This window comes from Chelatococcus albus (assembly GCF_030067675.1).
Lineage (GTDB): Bacteria > Pseudomonadota > Alphaproteobacteria > Rhizobiales > Beijerinckiaceae > Chelatococcus_A > Chelatococcus_A albus.
Window position 1 is genome coordinate 716,404 of sequence record NZ_JASJEV010000001.1, and the last position, 21,246, is coordinate 737,649.

Below are 21,246 nucleotides of genomic sequence, written 5' to 3' on the forward strand. Positions count from 1 at the left end.
CGCCCGCCCCTGCTATGTGGGCCGCCCTTTGCATTCCCCCCGTCTCGATCGCGCTCATCGCTCGCGATGAGCGGCAACCATTCGTCGCATCATGTTCTGCGGATTGGATTTCGGCACCTCCAACACGACGCTCGGCATCGCCACCGGCGACGGGCTCGCGCTCGCACGGCTCGAAGGACCGGAGACGACCCTGCCGAGCGCCGTCTTCTTCGCTGCGGGCTCGCACGAGGTGCTCACGGGCCGCGCGGCCATGGCCGCCTATCTCGACGGCGTCGACGGGCGCCTCCTGCGCTCGCTCAAATCGGTCCTGGGCACGGCACTCATCGACGAGAGCACGCAGGTTGGGCGGCGGCGCATCTCCTTCCGGGATGTAATCGCGACCTTCCTGCACGAAGCCAAGCGCCGTGCCGAAGCCGAGAGCGGGCGGGAGCTCACGGCCGTCGTGATGGGCCGGCCCGTGCATTTCGTCACCGACGACGAGGAGGCGAACCGCCGCGCCGAGGACGCGCTCGCGGCTGTCGCGCGATCCGTCGGCTTCCGCGACGTGCTCTTCCAGTTCGAGCCCGTCGCGGCGGCCCTCGAATACGAACGCGGCCTCGCGCGGGAGGAGATTGCCATCGTCGCCGACATCGGTGGCGGCACGTCGGATTTCTCCGTCATCCGTCTCGGCCCGGAGCATGCGCAACGTCACGACCGCCAGGCGGACGTGCTGGCCAACGAAGGCGCGCGCGTCGGCGGCACGGACTTCGATCGGGACTTGAGCCTGCTCGCGGTCATGCCGCTGCTCGGCTACCGCAGCGCCATGCAGAAGAAGGGGCTCGACGTCCCCTCCTGGTACTACTTAGAGCTCGCCACCTGGTCGCGCGTCAATTTCCTCTACGCCTCCAAGGTCCTGCGCGAGCTGCAGGAGGTGCGGCGGCAGGCCGCGCGTCCCGACCTCATCGAACGCCTTGCGCGCGTCATCGAGACGAGGCAGGGACACACGCTGCTCATGACGGTCGAGCAGGCCAAGATCGCCCTGACCGAGGACATGTCCACGCGCCTTGCGCTCGGCGCCATCGAGGACGGCCTCGCCGCCGCGGTCGAACGCCGGGAGTTCGCGGAGGCGACAGACAGGCTCGCCGCCACGATCGCCGAGCGGATACGCCGCTGCCTCTCGCAGGCGGGCCTCGCGGCCGCGGACATCGACGTCGTGTTCCTGACCGGCGGCTCCACCTGCCTGCCGCACGTGCGCGGCCGGATCCTCGCCGAACTGCCCGCAGCGCGCGTCGTCGACGGCGACCGCTTCGGCGCCGTCGGCCTCGGCCTCACGGTGGAGGCCGCGCGGCGCTTCGCCTGAGCGGTGGCCGCGGAGCTTGCATCGGCGCAAGCGGCCCTTTCCGCCATAGGCGACGGCAACCGCACGGCCCATCTCCGGCGCAACGGGCATCGCCGCCGCGATGCCGCAGGGAGTTCGAGCCATGACCACCGCGCCAGCCACCGCCGGCGTCCACCACGTGACGGCGATCGCGAGCGACGCCCGCCGCAACCTCGCCTTCTACACGCAGACCCTTGGCCTGCGCTTCATCAGGAGGACGGTCAATTTCGACGATCCGACGACCTACCACTTCTACTTCGGCGACGAGGTCGGCACGCCCGGCACCATCCTGACCTTCTTTCCCTGGGCCCATGTGGCGCCCGGGCGAGCGGGCGTCGGGCAGACGATGGAGACTTCCTTCCGCGTCCCGGAGGGCTCCGTCGGCTTCTGGGCCGAGCGTTTCGTCGCGCGCGGTGTCGTGCACGATGCCCCGGAAAGGCGCTTTGGCCGCACCGTGCTGCCCTTCCGGGATCCTGACGGCATGAGGCTCGCTCTCGTCGCCACGCCGGCTGCCGAGGCGGAACCGGCCTGGACGACGCCCGAGATCGCGGCGGAGGCCGCCATTCGCGGTTTCGCCGGCGTGACCCTGCTCGTCGGCGACGCCGGCCCCACCGGCGCGGTTCTCTCCGATGTGCTCGGCTTTGTCGAGATCGGGAAGGAGGGCACGCTCGTGCGCCACGCCACCGGAGCGCAGCACGGCGGGATCGTCGACCTGCGCATCGCCCCGGGCTTTCTCCCGGCGACCATGGGGGCCGGCTCCGTGCACCATGTCGCCTTCCGCGCAGCCGATGACGCGGCCCAGGCCGCCATGGCGCGCAGGCTCGCCAGGGAGCATGGCCTGCCGGTCACCGAGCAGAAGGACCGGACCTATTTCCGCTCCGTCTACTTCCGCGAGCCGGCCGGCGTGATCTTCGAGATCGCGACCGACGGACCCGGCTTCACTGTGGACGAGAGCCGCGACGCGCTCGGCACAGCGCTGCGGCTGCCGGCGCAGTACGAGCCGCATCGCGCGGCGATCGAAAGCGCCCTGCCCTCGCTTGCCTGACGCCCCCCGAGGTTCGGGATCGGGACCCGGAGACGGTCATGACCGATGTGAGCACGAAACCCCATTCCTTCATCCACCGCTTCGTCCCGGCGCGAACACCCGATCGCCCGCCGCTTCTCCTGTTGCACGGCACGGGCGGGGACGAGAACGACCTCCTGCCCCTCGGCGAGGCTGTCAGCGCCGGCGCCGCCCTGCTCTCGCCGCGCGGCAAGGTGCTCGAGAACGGCATGCCGCGCTTCTTCCGCCGCCTCGCCGAGGGTGTCTTCGACGAGGCCGACGTGAAGGCCCGGGCTGAAGAACTCGCCGATTTCGTCGAGGAGGCCCGCGCCCGCTACGGCCTCGGCCGACCGGTCGCGCTCGGCTTCTCGAACGGCGCCAACATCGCCGCCGCGATGCTTCTCGTCCGCCCGGAGGTGCTCGCCGGCGCCATCCTGCTACGCGCCACGGTGCCCCTTGTGGCGGCAGCCGTGCCCGCGCTGAAGGACAAGCCGATCCTGCTCGTCTCCGGCGCGGCGGACCCCCTCGTGCCCGCGGCCAATGCAGCGAAGCTCGCCGCGCTCTTCACGACGGCCGGCGCCGCCCTGCGGCACGAAACCCTGCCCGTCGGCCACGGCCTGTCGCAGGCCGATCTCTCCCTGGCCGGAGCCTGGCTCGCCGGTCTCGGCCGCTGAGGAGCCATGCACGCGGCATGCTTGCCAAGCCCGCGGGGAATCTCCCACGTTTCGAGAAATCCCAGAAGCGATTCCCGAGGTCCCAGCCGCAATGACCGCGCAGACGACGGTGCGAAGCGATGCCGCCTTCGAAAAGGCTTTGGCTCTCTTGGAGCATATGCCGCTCGTCGACGGCCACAACGACCTGCCCTGGGTCATTCGCACCGACGCCGGCGCCCGCGGCGACGTGCGTGCCTACGATCTCACCCGCCTGCACGAGGAGGCCGACACCGACATTCCGCGGCTGCGCGAGGGCGGCCTCAGCGCCCAGTTCTGGGCGGCCTTCATCCCCACCGACACGCCGCGGCCGGGCCGTGCAACGCTGGAGCAGATCGACGTTATCCTGCGCCTCAACGAGGCGCATCCGGACGTCTTCATGCCGGCGACCAAGGCGAGCGATATCGCCAAGGCCAAGCGCATCGGCAAGATCGCCTCCTTCATCGCGGTGGAGGGCGGCGTGGGGCTCGAGAACAGCCTCGCGCCGCTGCGCGTCTGGCACGCCGCAGGCGCGCGGCTGATGACGCTCTGCCACAACGAGACGCTGGACTGGATCGATTCCGCCACGGACGCGCCCCGCCACGGCGGCCTCACCGCCTTCGGCCGCGCCGTGGTGCGCGAGCTCAATCGCCTCGGCATGATCGTCGACTGCGCCCACGTCTCGCACGCGGTCATGCATCAGGTGCTCGACCTGTCGACCGCTCCGGTGGTCTTCTCCCACTCGAATGCCTTCGCGCTGTGCGACCACCCGCGCAACGTGCCGGACGACGTGCTGGCGCGGCTCGCCGCCAACGGCGGCCTCGTCATGGCGACCTTCGTGCCGGATTTCATCAACCAGGCAACCCGGGACTGGATGCGCCCGCTGAAGGACGCCTGGGGCAAGACACCACCCGACCTCGACCAGGCCGCGGCCCTGGCGGCCGAGGAGCAGCGCTCGGGTCCCTGCCCCCGCGCGACCCTCGTGCAACTCGCCGATCACATCGAATATCTCGCCGACAGGGCCGGCATCGCCCATGTCGGCATCGGCTCCGACTTCTTCGGCGGCCCGACGCCCGACGGGCTCGAGCATGTCGGGCGCTTCCCCCATCTCATCGCCGAACTGATCCGTCGCGGCTGGTCGGATGCTGCCATCGTCGGCCTCGCCGGCCAGAATTTCGTCCGCGTCTTCCGCGCCGTGGAGCGGGAGGGGCAGCGGCTGCGGCGTGTCGTCCAGCCCGCTCTCGGCACCGCCGAGGAACTCGACGAGCGCTGACGCCGACCAGGGCGCCCGCATCCCTCGGTGCGGGCGGCCGATGGGCGTAGGCCTATTGGAAGGCGAGCGCGGGGATCGTGGCGAGCGGCGTCAGCGGCGCGCTCCTGATCGTCTTCGCATCAAGGTCGAAGCTCATCAGATCGACGCTGCGCAGCACCTGATTGTCGTAGGTCTTGATGTAGTAGCGCCGGGCCTTGAGATCGGCGATCGCGGAAAACTGCGTATATTCGAGCCCCCCTCCCTCCTTCGGCGTGCCGCGGATGAAGCCCACGGGAATGTCGAAATTGTTGAGGATGTGCTCGGCGAGCCTCACCGTCTCGGCCCCCGTCGGCAGGGTCTTGGCCGATATCACGTAGCCGATCGCCCGCAGGAAGCGCGATGGCGGCGTCGGGTCACCGGGAATGCCGAGAAGCCCGGACCCCTGGCCGAACGGTTCGAGCTTCAAGCCCTCGATGCTCACCGGGTCGGCATTGACCGGCGAGATCTTGATGTAGTTGCGCAGATTGGTCATGTGCCAATCGAACGTCGGCGAATTGGTGAGGACCCCGAGGGGATTGTCGTAGACCCTCAGCTTGCCGTCGATCGGCTCGATGACGATCGAGGCGCCGCTCGCGTCATGCAGCGCGAAATGGAAGGGTGGAGCGATGCCGCCGAGCTCGGCCACCGGCGCGTCGATGACCTCGACACCGGCGAGCGCCGCCTTCACCTCGGCGACCGTCGCGAAACTGGTGAGCACCCAGGTCAGGAACTCGGCCCCGGCGATCGACCTGGCCGGGTCGGCCTTGGCCGGGTCCGCATAGCCTGCGAAACCGGGGAAGTAGAGGTTGCCGCCGGCCAGTCCCTTCTCGTTCATGCCGTCGGCGACCCCGGGCTTGCCGAAGGCACTCATCCCCACGACCGCATATTTGCTGGACCATTTCAGGCCGGGGCCGCCCGCCGGGCCGGTCGCCACATAGGGCTGCCCGCGCGGAATGATGATGACCGAGGATTTCAGGTCGATGCCGTATTCCATCGTGCGGCCGTAGACGGGCGAACCGTCTGCCGCCTTCAGAAGGAAGCTGGTGCAGGCCTCGGCGGAAGGCGCGAAGGCGACAGCACCGGCAAGCGCCATCGCCGCCACGCGCCGAAGGGTCGAGGATCTGAGCTTGAAGAAAGACATGGGTGCCCCGCAATGCGATCGATCGAACGAGTGAAGGTCGGCCGATCTAGCCCGGGAGACACTTAACGAGGCCTGTTCGCCGGCCACCCGAAGGACAACGCCTGCGAACACGGAAAACCGAACCTTACCGCGAGGGGGCGGAAGCCGGCGCGCCACCTCAGAGCGGGATGTTGTCGTGCTTGCGCCAGGGGGTCTCGGCCTTCTTCTGCCGCAGCATGGCGAGAGCGCGCGCGAGGCGCCGGCGCGTCGAATGCGGCATGATCACCTCGTCGATGTAGCCGCGCTCGGCGGCGACGAAGGGCGACATGAAGCGGTCCTCGTAAGCCTTGGTGCGCGCCGCGATCTTCTCGGCGTCGCCAAGGTCGGCCCGGAAGATGATCTCGACCGCGCCCTTGGCGCCCATGACGGCGATCTGCGCCGTGGGCCAGGCATAGTTCACGTCGCCGCCGATGTGCTTGGAGGCCATGACGTCATAGGCGCCGCCGTAGGCCTTGCGCGTGATGACGGTGACGAGCGGCACGGTCGCCTCGGAATAGGCGTAGAGGAGCTTCGCCCCATGCTTGATGAGGCCGCCGTACTCTTGCGCCGTACCGGGGAGGAAGCCCGGCACGTCGACGAAGGTGACGATCGGGATCTCGAAGGCATCGCAGAAGCGCACGAAGCGCGCCGCCTTGCGCGAGGCGTCGGCGTCGAGCACGCCGGCGAGCACCATCGGCTGGTTGGCGACAACGCCGACCGTGCGCCCCTCGATCCGGATGAATCCGGTTATGATGTTTTTGGCGTAAGCCTCCTGGATCTCGAAGAAATCCCCCTCGTCCGCGACCTTGAGGACGAGTTCCTTCATGTCGTAGGGCTTGTTGGGATTGTCCGGAACCAGCGTGTCGAGCGACATCTCGATGCGCTCGGGATCGTCGGTCGTCGGCCACTCGGGCACGCCCTCGGTGTTGTTCGCCGGCAGGAAGTCCATGAGGCGGCGAATCTGCAGCAGCGCCTCGACGTCGTTGTCCCAGGCCCCGTCCGCGACCGAGGATTTCGCAGTGTGCACCTTGGCGCCGCCGAGTTCCTCGGAGGTGACGGTCTCGTTCGTCACCGTCTTCACCACGTCGGGGCCGGTCACGAACATGTAGCTCGTGTCGCGCACCATGAAGATGAAGTCGGTCATGGCCGGCGAATAGACGTCGCCACCGGCGCAAGGGCCCATGATGACCGAGATCTGCGGAATGACGCCGGAGGCCTGGACATTCCGCTTGAACACCTCGCCGTAGCCACCGAGCGCGGCGACGCCCTCCTGGATGCGCGCCCCGCCCGCGTCGAAGAGGCCGATGACGGGGGCGCGCATCTTCAGCGCCATGTCCTGGACCTTGGTGATCTTCTGGGCATGCGTCTCGCTCAGCGAGCCGCCGAAGACCGTGAAGTCCTTGGCGAAGACGAAGACGGTGCGGCCGTTCACCGTACCCCAGCCGGTGACGACGCCGTCGCCCGGGATCTTCGCCTGCTCGGCCATGCCGAAATCGATGCAGCGGTGCTCGACGAACATGTCGAACTCCTCGAAGGAGCCCTTGTCGAGCAGGAGCTCGATGCGCTCGCGGGCGGTGAGCTTGCCGCGCGCGTGCTGCGCCGCGATGCGCTTCTCGCCGCCGCCGAGGCGCGCCCCGGCACGCCGCTCTTCGAGCTTTTCGAGGATATCTTTCATGCTCCCGCCCTGCCGGTCGTTTCCTTGAACCCCGTGGGCTCATTAGCACGCCAGCCCTGGAGCAGGAACCGCGACGGAAGGGGGAGACGCGCACGCGCCGAACGGCAACATGCGCGGGCGCCCCACCCCCGATCTGGCGGGGGGGATCGCCGGGCGAGGCTCACAGCATCCCCAGGTCACCGAGAAGCGCCTTGACCGTCGGTATCCGCTTGCCGATCAGGTCCCGACTGGTGAGGTCGAGGTTCAGGGCGAAGAAGAAGACGTCCTGACCCCGCTCCACCCAGCCGACGAACCAGCCGATGCCGCCCTTTCCGGCCGAACCGGTCTTGCCACGCAGCGCGTAGCCCTCGCCTTTCTCGACGAGCATGATGTCCTTCACGATGGCCTGCGCCCGCTTTGACACGCGCAGCTCGTCACGATAGAGCCGCTCGAGGAAGACGATCTGCTCGTAGGCGCTGATGTGCAGGTTGCCGGCGAGCCAGAACCGATCGACCGGCGCGCCGCCGATGTCGGCATTGCCGTAGCCGAGTTGCCTGACAAGGGCCTTCATGCGGTCATGCCCGATGCGGCGCGCGATCTCCTGAAAGACGGGCAATGCCGAGGCATTGACTGCGGAGCGGAGGGTGTGGTCCTGGTTCCAGGCCTCGATCGCGCGCGTCCTGCCGTCCCATTTGAACACCGGGTGGTCGGCGTCCTGCGCCACCCCGGTCTCGAGCGCGATCAGCGCATTGGCGATCTTGAAGGTGGACTGCGGCCTGTAGCCCCGCCGCGCCCGCTGCTCATCGACCACGATGACGCGGCCCGTACGCATGTCCTTGGCGACGAACGTGCCGTGGGTGCCGAGGTCGGCGAAATAGGACTGGAGTTCCGGTCGCTCTTCGGCGCGGGCAGCCGACAACGGAGCAGCCGCGGAGGCACTGTCCGCGCCTTGCGTCGTGCCACCGCCCTGCGCGGCGAGAGCGGACAGTCCCTCGCCCGCCAGCGCGAGCCCGAAAGCGAGCGATACCGCTCCGACCAAGCGTGACATATTCCCCACGAGCGACCTCCATGATGCCGTCCGACGGTTGCGTTCCATGATACCGCTGGACCAGCAACCTAGACGCCGCCCGAAATCGCGATGTGACATACCGCACCGCCCGAATGGCCACAACCGGCCTCGGCCCGCGGCGGCACCGGGCATGAGATGTCAGATTGTCGACATCTCAGCCGACGAGGCGCAGGAGCGTCGCCGCAGCGCGGAACTCGGCGAAGCGGTGCTCGCGCCGCGCGAGCGCCTCCGCGTCCTTGCCCCAGATCTCCATCTGCACGTCCTCGTCGACATGCGCCGCCTGCCAGCCTTCCTCGACGCTCAGCCGGCCGTGCGCCACGGCGAGCGCGATGAGGACGGAGCCGGTAAGCGTCGTCATGGCGTGCAGCGCCGCGAGCGCCAGGGGCGTCGAGAAGGCCGCCACGGCGCGCTCGATGCCCGCGATCGCCTCCGGCGGCTGCTCGACGAACATCACGCCCGCGGCGAGCACGAAGCGGCTACCCAGACGCTCGCGCGCCCAGGCAAGCACGGGATCCCACACCGCCGTCTGGCGTGCGGCCAGGCGCGCGGGCGCGTCCGCCCGGTAGCAGAGGAGATCGGACCCTGCGTATTTCACCGCGTCCGCCGCCACGGCGGCCGGATCGGCGGCGACCCCGTCGATCGCCGAATTGACGAGGCGCGTCAGCGGCATCGTGGCCGGATCGACGACGTCGATCTGCGCCGCCCATTCGGCGGCCACGGCCTCGGCCGCGGCCCGGGTCGGCAGGCTCAGGGGCTTGCGCGCCGGCGTCCGCGCCGCCCGCCCGTCGAGCAGAAGCACGAAGGCATCGCCGCGCGCCTCGACGGTCGCCGCCTTGTAGAAGCGCCTGGGCAGGGGCTTTCGCATCGCTTCCTGTGCCGCCTTCATGGGATCGACGGAACGCTCCCCGGAAGACGGGAAGAAGATGTCGGTGAGATCGTCACTCATGCGCCGCTCATAGCACCCGGCGCGCAAGGACGAAAAGTGGCGGCGCGGCAGGTCGGCGACCGATGCCTCACCCCGCCTGCGGCAACAGGCGCGGCAGATCCTCGAAGCGCGTCAGCACCTCCTCCGCTCCGGCCGCGCGCAGGGCCTCGGCCGGATGGTAGCCCCAGGCGACGCCGACGGCGCGACAGCCCGCCGCCCGCGCCATCGCGACATCGAAGGTCGTGTCGCCGACCATCACGGTCTCGCCGGGTTCCGCGCCGACCTCCGCCATCGCCTGCAGGAGCATGGCCGGGTGGGGCTTCGACGGCGCATCGTCGGCTGTCTGCACGGTGTGGAACAGGCGGTGCCAGCCGTGTGCATCGAACAGGCGCGATACACCGCGGCGCGACTTGCCGGTGGCGATGCCGAGCATCACCTCCTCCCGCCGGCCGAGGCTCGCAAGGACGTCGACCGCGCCCGGAAAGAGCGGAGAGGCGAGCACGGGATCGGAGAGGAGGCGCTGGAAGGCCGTCTTGTATCCCTCCGCAAGGCTCTCGTGGGGCCCCTCCGGGCCGACGAGCTCCAGGAAGGCCTCGCGCAGCGACAGGCCCACCACCGAGAGCGAGCGCTCGCGCGGCGGGGGCGCGAGGCCGTGCGCCGCGAAGGTCGCGGCCTGGGCTGCGACCAGGAGGTTCTGGCTGTCGACGAGCGTGCCGTCGACGTCGAAGACGACGAGCCTCATTCCTCCGGTGCCTCGACGATCGGGTCGTAGCGGCTCGCATCGAAGCCGAGGAGATTCCAGGACTGCTGCATGTGCGGCGGCAGCGGGGCCGTGACGTCGATCGCCTTGCCCGTGCGCGGATGCGGGATGACGATGCGCCGTGCGAGCAGATGCAGCCGGTTCTGGATGCCGCCGGGAAGCTCCCAGTTCTCGACGTTGAAGTATTTCGGATCGCCGACGATCGGGTGGCCGATGTGGGCGGTGTGGGCGCGCAGCTGGTGCGTGCGCCCGGTGACGGGCTTCAGCGACAGCCAGGAGAGCTTCTGCCCCGCCTGGTCGACGAGGGCGTAATAGGTCACGGCGTGGCTCGCCCCTTCGTCGCCGTGCGCCGCCACGCGCATGCGGGCGTCGCCGTCCGCGGCCTCCTCCTTGGCGAGATAGGTCGAGACCCGGCCCTGCTTGACGCGCGGCACGCCGGCCACGAGCGCCCAGTAGATCTTGCGCGCCGCGCGCGAGCGGAAGCTCCTGGCGAGCGTGGTGGCGGCGAAGCGGGTCTTGGCGATGACGAGGCAGCCCGCCGTGTCCTTGTCGAGCCGATGGACGAGGCGGGGCTTCTGCCCCTCGGCGTCGCGAAGGGCCTCGAGCATGCCGTCGACGTGCCGCTTCGTGCCAGAGCCGCCCTGCACCGCGAGCCCCATGGGCTTGTTGAGCACGAGGACGTCCTTGTCCTCGTAGAGGGTGATCGACTTGAGAAAGGCAGCATCGTCCGCGTCCTTCGCCGCGCTGCGCGCCGGCGCCGGGCGCTCCTCGAGCTTGAGCGGCGGCACGCGCACCTTCTGGCCGGGCGAAAGGCGCTCGTTCGGCTTTGCCCGCTTGCCGTCGACGCGCAGCTCGCCCTTGCGCACGATGCGCTGGATGTGCGTGAAGGCGAGCTGCGGGAAGCGCGCGACCAGGAACCGGTCGAGCCGCATGTCCGCCTCGTCGGCCTCGACGACGAGGGTCTGCACGCCGGTCGCGAGCGTTTCGCTGGCGGCGGCCTTCTGCTCGGCCTTCGTCGCCCCCTTCGGAGCGGCGGCCGCGGGCCGCCCGGTGCGCGCCGCCCCCTTGGCCGCGGGCGCCTTCGTCGCAGCCGTCCCCGGCACCAGCGCCTTGGTGGCCGGCGCCTTGCTGGCAGCCGGCGCGCCGCGCTTTCCCTTGCCCGCGCTGCGCGCGGCTTCACCGTGCAGGGTTGCGTTGCGGGGCCCGGTCCTTCGACCGCCCGTTGCCGGGCTGCCGCCCGCCCGGCCCCGCGCGCCCCCCCCGTTCCGTCTGTCGCGGCTCATGACATGCTCCGGATGAGGAAGAGACCAACGGCGAGGCCGATGATCGAGAGGATGAACGATGCGGCCGTGTAGGTGCCCGCGGCCGCGACCTGGCCGCGTTCCCACAGCAGCACCACATCGAGCGAGAAGGCCGAAAAGGTGGTGAAGCCGCCGAGTACGCCCGTGGCGAGGAAGAGCCGCACGTGCTGGCTCCACCCCTCGCCCGCCTTCAGCGCGAGCCAGCCGGCAAGAAGGCCCATGACGAGCGAGCCGACTACGTTGACGGTCAGCGTGCCCCACGGGAAATCCGTGCCGAAGGCCCGCGCCGCGGCCAGGTTGACGCCGTGGCGGAGCACCCCGCCGAGGCCGGCGCCGAGGAAGACGAAGAGGGTGGCCTGCATCGCAGTTCCGACGCGCTCCCGTATCGATGCCGGAACGGCTCCGGCGACCCCTGCAAACCCCGCTCGACGCGAGACCCGGATTGCGTATCGCGCCCACGGGACAGCCGGGTCAAGCCCGACCGCGGCGACAGAGCGACTGCATCCTGTCATTCGGCGCTGCGGCGCCGATCCTGCCTGAGCTTCTCCCACCACTCGAGGCGCTTCCTGATCTCGCGCTCGAAGCCGCGCTCCACCGGCTCGTAGAATCGCTGCCGGCCGAGTGCCTCCGGCCAGTAGTCCTGGCCGGAAAAGGCGTCGGGTTCGTCGTGGTCGTAGGCGTAGCCGGCGCCATAGCCCTCGCTCGTCATAAGCCTGGTGGGCGCGTTGAGAATGGTCTTCGGCGGCATGAGCGAGCCGGCCGTCTTCGCCGTCTGCATGGCGGCCTTGTAGGCGACATAGGCGGCGTTCGACTTCGGCGCGGTGGCGAGATAGATCGCCGCCTGCGCGAGCGCCAGTTCGCCCTCGGGTGTGCCGAGGAAGTCGTAGGCCTCCTTCGCCGCATTGGCGACGACGAGCGCCTGCGGATCGGCGAGCCCGATGTCTTCCACCGCCATGCGCACGAGTCTGCGCGCGATGAACAGCGGGTCCTCGCCCGCGTCGAGCATGCGGGCGAGATAGTAGAGCGCCGCGTCCGGGTCCGAGCCGCGCACCGTCTTGTGCAGGGCGGAAATGAGGTTGTAGTGGCCCTCCTGCGCCTTGTCGTAGATCGGCGCCCGGCGCTGCACGATCTCCTGCAGCTTCACCTGGTCGAAGGTCTCGCCCTCATGCGCGGCGCGCCACACCTCCTCGGCGAGCGTCAGGGCCGCGCGGCCGTCGCCGTCGGCCATGCGGACGAGAGACAGGCGCGCCTCCGCGTCGAGGGGCAGGGCCTTTCCCTCGATATCCTCGGCCCTTGCGAGGAGTTTCCGGATCGCTTCCTCGTCGAGCGGCTTGAAGACGAGCACGCGCGCCCGCGACAGGAGCGCCGCATTGAGCTCGAAGGAAGGGTTTTCCGTCGTCGCGCCGACGAGGGTGATCGTCCCGTCCTCCATGACGGGGAGGAACGCATCGAGCTGGGCGCGGTTGAAGCGGTGGATCTCGTCGACGAAGAGCAGTGTCCCCTGCCCCGTCGAGCGCCGGCCGCGCGCCGTGTCGAAGGCCTTCTTCAGGTCTGCCACGCCCGAGAAGATCGCCGACATCGGCTCGAAGACGAGCTTCGTCTCTCCGGCGAGGAGCCGCGCCACGGTCGTCTTGCCTGTGCCCGGCGGCCCCCAGAAGATGAGGGAACCGACCGAGCCTGAACGCAGGAGCCGCGTCAGCGCTCCGTCCGGGCCGACGAGATGGTCTTGCCCCACGACCTCGTCGAGCTTGCGCGGCCTGAGGCGGTCGGCGAGCGGACGCGGGGCGGACTTGTCGAGGCCGGCGGCGGAAAAGAGATCGGACATGGCTTGTCTTTAACGCCGCGCGGCCAGGGAGGACAACTTTCCCGCGGCCGCGGCGAAGGGCGCATGGGCGCGGGCCGCCCCACGCCTTTAGTCCCTCGCCCTCTGCCGCAAGTAGACGTCGGGCTCGTGGCGGGTCACCCGCCGCTCGGGCGTGGCGATCGGCTCGAAGCCGTAGCGCGCGTAGAGGGCATGGGCGTCGCGCGTCGCGAGCAGTCACCGGCGCAGGCCCTGGAGGTGGGGATGCGCCATGATCGCCGCGACGAGCGCCTTGCCGATGCCGCCGCCGCGGCGCGCGGGATCGACGATCACGTCGCAAAGATGGGCGAAGGTGGCACGATCGCTCACCACACGCGCGAAAGCGCATATCCCGCCCGCTGCATCGAACGCCGCAAAGCACAGCGAGCCTTCCACGGACCGGTCTAAGACCTGACGCGGCAGCCCGGCCGCCCGGTAGCTCGCGGCGAGCCACGCATGAATCCTGTCGAGGTCCATGCGCGCCGGCTCGGTCACGATCGTCACCCCGCCGCCGCCCGGCGGCCCTGCATGCGGGGGGCCATCTCGTCTCTCCCGAAGGCACCGGGATCAGGACGAAGCGATTCGTGCCGAAAGTCACCGGCTACCGCCCGGCCCGGCCGAGTTGGCCCTCAGCCGCCGAGGACAGTTGTGAACACCTGGCCCTTGCGGCTGATGGTCAGTTCCCATAGCCGGCTGCGTTCGCGCAGGGCTTTCTCGAGCGCCCGCGACGTGCCGATCCGCTCGCCGTTCACGGCGAGGATCATGTCGCCCTTCTGGAAGCCGACCTGCGCCGCCGCGCTCCCTTCCTGCACGTCGGTGATGACTACGCCCTCGCTCACGGGGTCCATGGACAGCTCTTCCGCCACCGCGGGCGACATGTTGGCCGCCGTGGCGCCGGCGAGCGGCGAGCGCCCGGTGATCTTCACCGCCTCCCGCGGCCGCGTCTCCGGGGCCGGCTCCAGCCGCACGGGCACGACGACCTTCTTGCCGCCGCGCAGCACGGTGAGCGAGGCCGTGCCGCCGAGCGGCTTCGTGGCGAAGCGGTAGCCGAAGCCCTCCGGGTCGTCGACGGGCTGGCCGTCGACGGCCACGATGACGTCGCCCCGCAGCAGGCCGCCCTGCGCCGCAGGGCTCCTGTCGTCGATCGCGGCGACGAGCGCGCCGGCCGGGCGGTCGAGCCCGATGCTCTCGGCGATGTCGTTGGACACGACCTGCAGCCGCGCCCCGAACCACGGCCGGCGCACCGACCTGCCGCCGTTCCGCGCCGAGTCGACGACGACACGCACCATGCTCGCCGGAATGGCGAAGCCGATGCCGTGGCTGCCGCCCGAGCGAGAGAAGATCGCCGTGTTGATGCCGACCACGCGGCCGTGCATGTCGACGAGCGCACCGCCCGAATTGCCGGGATTGATGGCCGCGTCCGTCTGGATGAAGGACTGGTAGTCGGTGATGCCGACCTGCGTGCGCGCGAGCGCCGAGACGATGCCCTGCGTCACCGTCTGCCCGACGCCGAAGGGATTGCCGATGGCAATGACGAAGTCGCCGACCTCGAGCGCATCGGAATCGCCGAGCAGGAGCGCCGGGAACGGGCCCTTGTTCTTGAGGCGCAGCACCGCAAGGTCCGTGCGCGGATCGCGCAGGACGATCTCCGCCTCGAACTCGCGCCGGTCGGCGAGCGCCACCTTCACCTCCGTCATGTTCTCGATGACGTGGTTGTTGGTGACGACGAGCCCCGAAGGATCGACGATCACGCCCGAACCGAGCGAGCGCTGCACACGCTCCTGCGGCACGCCGAAGTCGCCGCCGAAGAAGCGACGGAAGAAGGGATCGTCGAAGAAGGGGTTCTGCTGCTGCTTCTCGACCCGCGTTCCGTAGACGTTCACCACCGCCGGCGCCGCCTGCTTCACGACCGGAGCGAGCGACAGCTGCACCTGCGCCCTGCCTTCCGGCACCGCGCGCTGCTGCGCCGAGGCCGGCCCGGCGGTCAGCGCGAGGGCGAGGGAAGCACAGAGGACGATCGATCGGATCATGGCAGGGTCCGCAACTCGAAACCGCGGGACATATAGGCCCCGCGCCCCTCGCGCGCCAGCCCCGCCCGGCCGCCCCCAGCCGGCCGGTGGTCCGCCCGCCGCCCCCGCCCGCCGCAGGGCGGCCCCGGCCTTCGTGCATGGCTCGTTCAAAGGTTCTTCAAGCCTTGCCGGTCACCATGCCGGTTACCGACGCCGCAGGATGCGAGCGGGATGGACGAGACGAAGGGCGGCGCCCGCATGGACGAGACATCGCCGGACGCGATTGAATGGGTGGAGAGGCTGTTTCTCGCGGGGCAGGATCCCCATGAGGAGCGACGCCGCGCCCCGCGCCGTCCGGTGGCGGTGCCCGCCGCCATCGCACTTGCCGACGGCGCAACGCTCTATTGCGCCATCCGCGACGTGACGGCGGCCGGCGCGCGGCTCGCCGTCCCGAAGGAGGCGAAACTGCCCGAGGCCTTCGACCTCGCACTCCTGCCGAAGGGCCTGACGCGGCGCGTCAGCCTGAAATGGCGCCGCGGGCAGGCGGCCGGCGTCGCCTTTCTGTGACTTCGCCGTCGGATCGCATGGACGCGGAGCCGTTCAGCGGCCTCCTGCCGCCTCGAGGATGCGGGCGATCTCGGCATGGCCCTTCCGCCGCGCATGCTGGAGCGGCGTGACGCCGTCGCGGTCGGCCAGATTGACCTTCGCGCCCCTTTCCACGAGCCGCCGCACGATCTCCGTGTGACCCGCACCGCCGGTGCCGAGGAGAACGGCCTCCAGCAGCGCCGTCCAGCCCAGACGGTTGACGTGGTCGATATCGATCGCTGTCACGAGAAGCATCCTCACCGCCTCGACATGTCCCCGCTCGCACGCGGGAATGAGCGCCGTCCCACCGAACCGGTTCGTGCTTCCCACATCGGCACCGGCGGCGAGCGTCATCGCGAGGATTGCGACCCGCCCTTCCGCTCCGGCGTAGAGGAAGGGGCTGTCCTCGATCGCGTCCTTGGCATTCACGTCTGCACCGGCCTCGATCAGCACGCGTGCGACATCCGGCCTGTCGGCGATGGTCGCCACAAGAAGCGCTGTCCGGCCCTGCTCGTCTCGGGTATCGACAGCCGCACCACGTTTCAGGAGGTCGCGCACCAGGGCAACCTCGCCGGCTCGCACGGCCACGAGAAGCTCGCGGTCCAACGGTGTTCCTCCCTGCCGCGACAGACCGGGCTGCGCGAGGAGGGTCGCCGCCGCCGCGAGCGCTGCCATTGCAGCGCGCCGATCCATCCTGCCCCTCCCCTTCCGCTCGCCTTGCGGCGCCCTCCAAACAGTGTGCCCCGCCGGCCTTGCGCCCGACCGGCCCTCGATCTGCGCCGGTCGGCCCGGCCGGCCCCCGGTCGATCGATATCACTGCCGGCCCTGGCGACAAAAAAAGGGGCGGCCGAAGCCGCCCCTTATGTTCAAACCGGCGAGGTCCGCTCAGGCGGCGGTCTCGACCACCTCTTCCTTCTGCGTCGGGCCCGAGTCCTGTCCCTTCGCGTCCACGTCGCGGTCGACGAACTCGATCACCGCCATCGGCGCGTTGTCGCCGTAGCGGAAGCCGGCCTTGAGCACGCGGGTGTAGCCGCCATTGCGCTCCTTGTAGCGCGGGCCGAGCACGTCGAAGAGCTTCTTCACCATAGCGACGTCGCGCAGCTGGGCGATCGCCTGACGGCGGGCATGCAGGTCGCCGCGCTTGCCAAGGGTCACGAGCTTCTCGACGACCGGACGCAGGTCCTTGGCCTTCGGCAGCGTCGTGACGATCTGCTCGTGCTTGATGAGCGCGGCCGCCATGTTGGCGAACATGGCCTTGCGGTGCTCGGACGAGCGGTTGAACCGCCGATGGGCGAAACCGTGACGCATGGCTGTCTCCTTGATGTTACGGCCGCCGTGCCAAGGTACGGCCGTCCTTTCTTCCGGCCCGCTGCGGGCCGCTGCACAAGCGAACGGAGCCCCCGGGCCGAGCGCCCGGGGGGCCTGTCAGTAGTGCTCCTCGAAGCGCTTCGCGAGCTCTTCGATGTTCTCCGGGGGCCAGCCGGTCACCTCCATGCCGAGGTGAAGGCCCATGGAGGCGAGCACTTCCTTGATCTCGTTGAGCGACTTGCGGCCGAAGTTCGGGGTGCGGAGCATCTCCGCCTCCGTCTTCTGGATCAGGTCGCCGATGTAGACGATGTTGTCGTTCTTCAGGCAGTTCGCCGAGCGGACCGACAGCTCGAGCTCGTCCACCTTCTTGAGGAGCGCCGGGTTGAAGGGCAGCTGCGGCGCGGCGACGGCGGCCTCCTCGCGGCGCGGCTCCTCGAAGTTGACGAACACGGCGAGCTGGTCCTGCAGGATGCGGGCGGCATAGGCCACCGCGTCCTCGGGGCTGACCGAGCCGTTGGTCTCGACCGTCATCGTCAGCTTGTCGTAGTCGAGGATCTGGCCTTCGCGCGTGTTCTCGACGCGATAGGAGACCTTCTTGACCGGGCTGTAGAGGCTGTCGACGGCGATGAGGCCGATCGGCGCGTCCTCCGGCCGGTTGCGCTCCGCCGGCACGTAGCCCTTGCCGGTGTTGACCGTGAACTCCATGCGGATCTCGGCCCCCTCATCGAGGGTGCAGAGCACGAGCTCGGGGTTGAGGATCTGCACGTCGCCGACGGTCGCGATGTCGCCAGCGGTGACCGGCCCCGGCCCCTGGCGGCGCAGCGTCATGCGCTTGGGACCGTCGCCGTGCATCTTGATGGCGATGGTCTTGATGTTGAGGACGATGTCGGTCACGTCCTCGCGCACGCCGGGAATCGACGAGAACTCGTGCAGCACGCCGTCGATATGCACGGCCTGCACCGCCGCGCCCTGGAGCGACGACAGCAGCACGCGGCGCAGCGCGTTACCGAGGGTCAGACCGAAGCCACGCTCCAGGGGTTCGGCGACGACGGTCGCCACCCGCTTCGGATCGTCGCCCGGGGAGACCTCGAGCTTGTTCGGCTTGATGAGCTCTTGCCAGTTCTTCTGGATCACGACCGCACCTCTGCGAGTCTCAAGACACGGACGGGTGGCCGCTTGGGACACCCGTCCGATCGATGCGTGATGCAGCGGTTGCCCGCCGCTCGGCGTCAGACGCGCCGACGCTTGCGCGGACGGCAGCCGTTGTGCGGAATGGGCGTCACGTCGCGGATCGAGGTCACGGTGAAGCCCGCGGCCTGCAGCGCGCGCAGCGCCGACTCGCGGCCCGAGCCCGGACCGGACACCTCGACCTCGAGGGTGCGCATGCCGTGCTCGGCGGCCTTGCGCGCCGCATCCTCGGCCGCAACCTGCGCCGCATAGGGCGTCGACTTGCGCGAGCCCTTGAAACCCATGGCGCCGGCGGACGACCACGAGATGGTGTTGCCCTGCGCGTCCGTGATGGTGATCATCGTGTTGTTGAACGACGCATTCACATGCGCGACGCCCGACACGATGTTCTTGCGTTCGCGACGGCGGACGCGGGTGGCTTCCTTTGCCATACTCAAAGATCCTTCAGGCGCGCCCGTCGTACCAGGCGCTCGGGATTGAGCTCGCTCACGCGAGCAGGTGATCGCGACGACGAAGGCCCGCGCCGCTCGCGGGCCGCCGCATCACTTCTTCTTGCCGGCGATCGGCTTCGCCTTGCCCTTGCGGGTGCGCGCATTCGTGTGCGTCCGCTGGCCGCGCACCGGCAGGTTGCGGCGGTGGCGCAGGCCGCGGTAGCAGCCGAGATCCATGAGGCGCTTGATGTTCATGGACACTTCGCGGCGCAGGTCGCCCTCGACGAGATAGTCGCGGTCGATCGTCTCACGGATCTGCAGCACCTCGGAGTCGGTGAGCTGGTTCACGCGGCGCTCAGCCGGAATGGACACCTTCTCGCAGATTTCCTGAGCCTTCTTCGGCCCGATACCGTGAATGTACTGCAACGCGATGACCACGCGCTTGTTGGTCGGGATGTTTACGCCTGCGATACGAGCCACGTCTCGTCTCCATGTGGGCCGGCGATTGACCTTCGCCGGCGTCGGTTGTCCCCGCGTCCGGTGGAGGCCGGCCCTTGCGGAGGGTTCATGCAAGCGAACGACGCCGCCCTTCCTCGGAAGGATGACGGCATCGCCCTTGAAGCAAGACGAGTGCCATAGCGAGTCTCAGCCGAGCCGTCAACCCGCCTTCAGCACCCGTTCGATGTCGGCGGACACGGCCTCGATCGACCGCATGCCGTCAATCTCGGTGAGCTGGCCGCGGGCCTTGTAGTACGGCGCGACCACCGCGGTATCGCGGTTGTAGGCCGCGAGCCGGGTCTTGAAGACCTCGGGATCGTCGTCCTTGCGCACCGGCTCGCCGCGGGCCCTGGTCTCCGCGGCACGCTTGACGATGCGGCCGACGAGATCGGCCTGATCGACCTTGAGCTCGATCACCGCATCGAGCCTGAGGCCCTTGGCGGCGAGCATCGCCTCCAGTGCCTCGGCCTGGGCCACGGTGCGCGGAAAGCCGTCGAGGATGAAGCCCTTCTTCGCATCCGGCTCCTCGATGCGGTCGGCAACGATGCCGATCACGATCTCGTCGGAGACGAGATTGCCGGCGTCCATCACCGCCTTGGCCTTGAGCCCGATGGGCGTGCCGGCGCCGACAGCCGCACGGAGCATGTCGCCGGTCGAGAGCTGCGGGATGCCGTAGCGCTCCATGAGGAGCTTCGCCTGCGTGCCCTTACCGGCCCCCGGCGGTCCGAGCAGAATGAGCCTCATTTGCGCCTAGCCCCCCTGAGCTTCGCCTTCTTCACCAGCCCCTCGTACTGATGCGCGAGCAGATGTCCGTGCACCTGGGCGACCGTGTCCATGGTCACGCTGACCACGATGAGTAGCGACGTCCCACCGAAATAGAACGGCAGCGAGGCGTAGGAAATCAGCACTTCGGGTATGAGGCTGATCAGCGCCAGATAGGCCGCACCGATCACGGTGATGCGCGTCAGCACGTGGTCGATGTAGTCCGCCGTGCGCTCGCCCGGGCGGATGCCGGGAATGAAGCCGCCGTGCTTCTTCAGGTTGTCCGCCGTCTCCGTCGGATTGAACACGATCGCCGTGTAGAAAAAGGCGAAGAAGACGATGAGCGCGACGTAGAGCAACATGTAGAGCGGCCGGCCGTGACCCAGGTAGGCCGCCATGGTGGCAAGGATGCCCGTGCCACCCGCCTGCTGCGAGAAGCTTGCGATCGTCGTCGGCAGGAGCAGCAGCGACGAGGCGAAGATCGGCGGGATGACGCCGGAAGTGTTGAGCTTCAGCGGCAGGAAAGAGGTCTGGCCCTCGTACACGCGATTGCCGACCTGCCGCTTCGGATAGTTGATGAGCAGCCGGCGCTGGGCGCGTTCCATGAAGACGATGAAGGCGATGACGGCAACCGCCATCACCATCACGCCGAGGATGAGGCCGGTCGAGATGGCACCCTGGCGGCCGAGCTCGAGCGTGCCGACGAGCGCCGACGGCAGCTCGGCCACGATGCCGGCGAAGATGATGAGCGACGTGCCGTTGCCGATGCCCCGCGCCGTGATCTGCTCGCCGAGCCACATCAGGAACATGGTGCCGCCGACGAGCGTGATCACCGTCGAGATGCGGAAGAACATGCCCGGCTCCTGCACCACGTTGCCGGAGCCCTCGAGGCCGATGGCGATGGCATAGGCCTGGAAGACCGCCAGCACGACGGTGAGGTAGCGCGTGTACTGGTTGATGACCTTGCGGCCCTGCTCGCCTTCCTTCTTCAGCGACTCGAGCGACGGCACGACGCTCGTCAGGAGCTGCACGATGATGGAGGCCGAGATGTACGGCATGATGTTGAGGGCAAAGATCGCAAGCCGGCCGACGGCGCCCCCCGAGAACATGTTGAACAGGCCGAGCACGCCGCCCTGCGCCTGCTTGAAGATGTCGGCGACGGCTTCCGGATTGATGCCGGGCAGCGGGATGTAGGTGCCGAGGCGATAGACGAGAAGCGCCCCGAGCGTGAACCAGATGCGCTTCTTCAGTTCCTCGGCCTTGGCGAGCGCGCCGAAGTTGAGGTTTGCCGCGAGCTGTTCCGCTGCCGATGCCATGGCTGCCCCGCTTGTGACCCGATGGGCTCTTGCGCAAGAACGGCGGCCGCGGAGGTTCCCCC

22 protein-coding genes are annotated in these 21,246 nt (G+C 69.2%); 5 read left to right on the forward strand and 17 right to left on the reverse strand.

The window, feature by feature from the left end:
* Positions 1-88 precede the first annotated feature (88 nt).
* From QNA08_RS03270 to QNA08_RS03285, 4 genes are all read left to right on the forward strand, one after another.
* Positions 89-1,339: an Hsp70 family protein gene (locus QNA08_RS03270; RefSeq protein ID WP_283739324.1), complete on the forward strand. Its 1,251-nt coding sequence runs from the start codon at positions 89-91 to the stop codon at positions 1,337-1,339.
* Positions 1,340-1,460: 121 nt separating this feature from the next.
* Entirely contained in the window at positions 1,461-2,402 is a 942-nt protein-coding gene (locus QNA08_RS03275; RefSeq protein WP_283739223.1) for a VOC family protein, read from the forward strand.
* Between the two features lie 38 nt (positions 2,403-2,440).
* Positions 2,441-3,073 carry an alpha/beta hydrolase gene (locus tag QNA08_RS03280; RefSeq protein WP_283739224.1) on the forward strand — a complete coding sequence of 211 codons (633 nt, stop codon included), beginning with the start codon at positions 2,441-2,443 and terminating at the stop codon, positions 3,071-3,073.
* A 157-nt stretch (positions 3,074-3,230) separates the two neighbouring features.
* Positions 3,231-4,361 (forward strand): dipeptidase, encoded by a 1,131-nt coding sequence (locus tag QNA08_RS03285; protein WP_283739225.1) that lies wholly within the window; start codon positions 3,231-3,233, stop codon positions 4,359-4,361.
* A gap of 52 nt (positions 4,362-4,413) precedes the next feature.
* On the opposite strand, the gene QNA08_RS03290 is transcribed toward QNA08_RS03285, so the two are convergent.
* From QNA08_RS03290 to QNA08_RS03335, 10 genes are all read right to left on the reverse strand, one after another.
* Positions 4,414-5,520: a linear amide C-N hydrolase gene (locus tag QNA08_RS03290; protein ID WP_422679838.1), complete on the reverse strand. Its 1,107-nt coding sequence runs from the start codon at positions 5,518-5,520 to the stop codon at positions 4,414-4,416.
* A 157-nt stretch (positions 5,521-5,677) separates the two neighbouring features.
* Positions 5,678-7,213 carry an acyl-CoA carboxylase subunit beta gene (locus QNA08_RS03295; protein WP_283739226.1) on the reverse strand — a complete coding sequence of 512 codons (1,536 nt, stop codon included), beginning with the start codon at positions 7,211-7,213 and terminating at the stop codon, positions 5,678-5,680.
* A gap of 160 nt (positions 7,214-7,373) precedes the next feature.
* Positions 7,374-8,339 (reverse strand): class D beta-lactamase, encoded by a 966-nt coding sequence (gene blaOXA / locus QNA08_RS03300; RefSeq protein ID WP_283739227.1) that lies wholly within the window; start codon positions 8,337-8,339, stop codon positions 7,374-7,376.
* Between the two features lie 76 nt (positions 8,340-8,415).
* Positions 8,416-9,207, reverse strand: coding sequence for an ATP12 family chaperone protein (locus QNA08_RS03305; protein WP_283739228.1), 792 nt, complete (start codon positions 9,205-9,207; stop codon positions 8,416-8,418).
* Between the two features lie 67 nt (positions 9,208-9,274).
* A complete protein-coding gene (locus QNA08_RS03310; protein ID WP_283739229.1) occupies positions 9,275-9,928 on the reverse strand; it encodes an HAD-IA family hydrolase in 654 nt (217 codons plus the stop codon).
* Positions 9,925-11,229 carry an RluA family pseudouridine synthase gene (locus QNA08_RS03315; protein ID WP_283739230.1) on the reverse strand — a complete coding sequence of 435 codons (1,305 nt, stop codon included), beginning with the start codon at positions 11,227-11,229 and terminating at the stop codon, positions 9,925-9,927. The genes QNA08_RS03310 and QNA08_RS03315 overlap by 4 nt, the downstream gene beginning before the upstream one ends.
* Positions 11,226-11,609: a fluoride efflux transporter CrcB gene (gene crcB / locus QNA08_RS03320; RefSeq protein WP_283739231.1), complete on the reverse strand. Its 384-nt coding sequence runs from the start codon at positions 11,607-11,609 to the stop codon at positions 11,226-11,228. The genes QNA08_RS03315 and crcB overlap by 4 nt, the downstream gene beginning before the upstream one ends.
* Before the next feature lie 146 nt (positions 11,610-11,755).
* Positions 11,756-13,072, reverse strand: coding sequence for a replication-associated recombination protein A (locus QNA08_RS03325; RefSeq protein WP_283739232.1), 1,317 nt, complete (start codon positions 13,070-13,072; stop codon positions 11,756-11,758).
* A gap of 213 nt (positions 13,073-13,285) precedes the next feature.
* Positions 13,286-13,591: a GNAT family N-acetyltransferase gene (locus QNA08_RS03330; RefSeq protein WP_283739233.1), complete on the reverse strand. Its 306-nt coding sequence runs from the start codon at positions 13,589-13,591 to the stop codon at positions 13,286-13,288.
* Between the two features lie 125 nt (positions 13,592-13,716).
* Positions 13,717-15,117: a DegQ family serine endoprotease gene (locus QNA08_RS03335; protein ID WP_283739234.1), complete on the reverse strand. Its 1,401-nt coding sequence runs from the start codon at positions 15,115-15,117 to the stop codon at positions 13,717-13,719.
* 210 nt (positions 15,118-15,327) lie between these two features.
* On the opposite strand from QNA08_RS03335, the gene QNA08_RS03340 reads away from it, so the two are divergent.
* Positions 15,328-15,663 (forward strand): PilZ domain-containing protein, encoded by a 336-nt coding sequence (locus QNA08_RS03340; protein WP_283739235.1) that lies wholly within the window; start codon positions 15,328-15,330, stop codon positions 15,661-15,663.
* 33 nt (positions 15,664-15,696) lie between these two features.
* Here QNA08_RS03340 and QNA08_RS03345 read toward each other — a convergent pair whose 3' ends face one another.
* The 7 genes from QNA08_RS03345 to secY all read right to left on the reverse strand — a co-directional run bounded on the left by QNA08_RS03345 (position 15,697) and on the right by secY (position 21,184).
* A complete protein-coding gene (locus QNA08_RS03345) occupies positions 15,697-16,374 on the reverse strand; it encodes an ankyrin repeat domain-containing protein (RefSeq protein WP_283739236.1) in 678 nt (225 codons plus the stop codon).
* Between the two features lie 192 nt (positions 16,375-16,566).
* A complete protein-coding gene (gene rplQ, locus QNA08_RS03350) occupies positions 16,567-16,989 on the reverse strand; it encodes a 50S ribosomal protein L17 (protein WP_283739237.1) in 423 nt (140 codons plus the stop codon).
* Between the two features lie 117 nt (positions 16,990-17,106).
* On the reverse strand, positions 17,107-18,174 hold the full coding sequence (locus QNA08_RS03355; protein WP_422679839.1) for a DNA-directed RNA polymerase subunit alpha: 1,068 nt from the start codon (positions 18,172-18,174) through the stop codon (positions 17,107-17,109).
* 44 nt (positions 18,175-18,218) lie between these two features.
* The gene (gene rpsK / locus QNA08_RS03360; protein ID WP_112663964.1) at positions 18,219-18,608 is read right to left on the reverse strand and encodes a 30S ribosomal protein S11; all 390 of its coding nucleotides are present in this window, start codon (positions 18,606-18,608) and stop codon (positions 18,219-18,221) included.
* 111 nt (positions 18,609-18,719) lie between these two features.
* Positions 18,720-19,088: a 30S ribosomal protein S13 gene (gene rpsM, locus QNA08_RS03365; RefSeq protein WP_283739239.1), complete on the reverse strand. Its 369-nt coding sequence runs from the start codon at positions 19,086-19,088 to the stop codon at positions 18,720-18,722.
* Between the two features lie 177 nt (positions 19,089-19,265).
* On the reverse strand, positions 19,266-19,850 hold the full coding sequence (locus QNA08_RS03370) for an adenylate kinase (protein WP_283739240.1): 585 nt from the start codon (positions 19,848-19,850) through the stop codon (positions 19,266-19,268).
* Positions 19,847-21,184 carry a preprotein translocase subunit SecY gene (secY, locus tag QNA08_RS03375; RefSeq protein WP_283739241.1) on the reverse strand — a complete coding sequence of 446 codons (1,338 nt, stop codon included), beginning with the start codon at positions 21,182-21,184 and terminating at the stop codon, positions 19,847-19,849. The genes QNA08_RS03370 and secY overlap by 4 nt, the downstream gene beginning before the upstream one ends.
* Between the last annotated feature and the right edge of the window lie 62 nt (positions 21,185-21,246).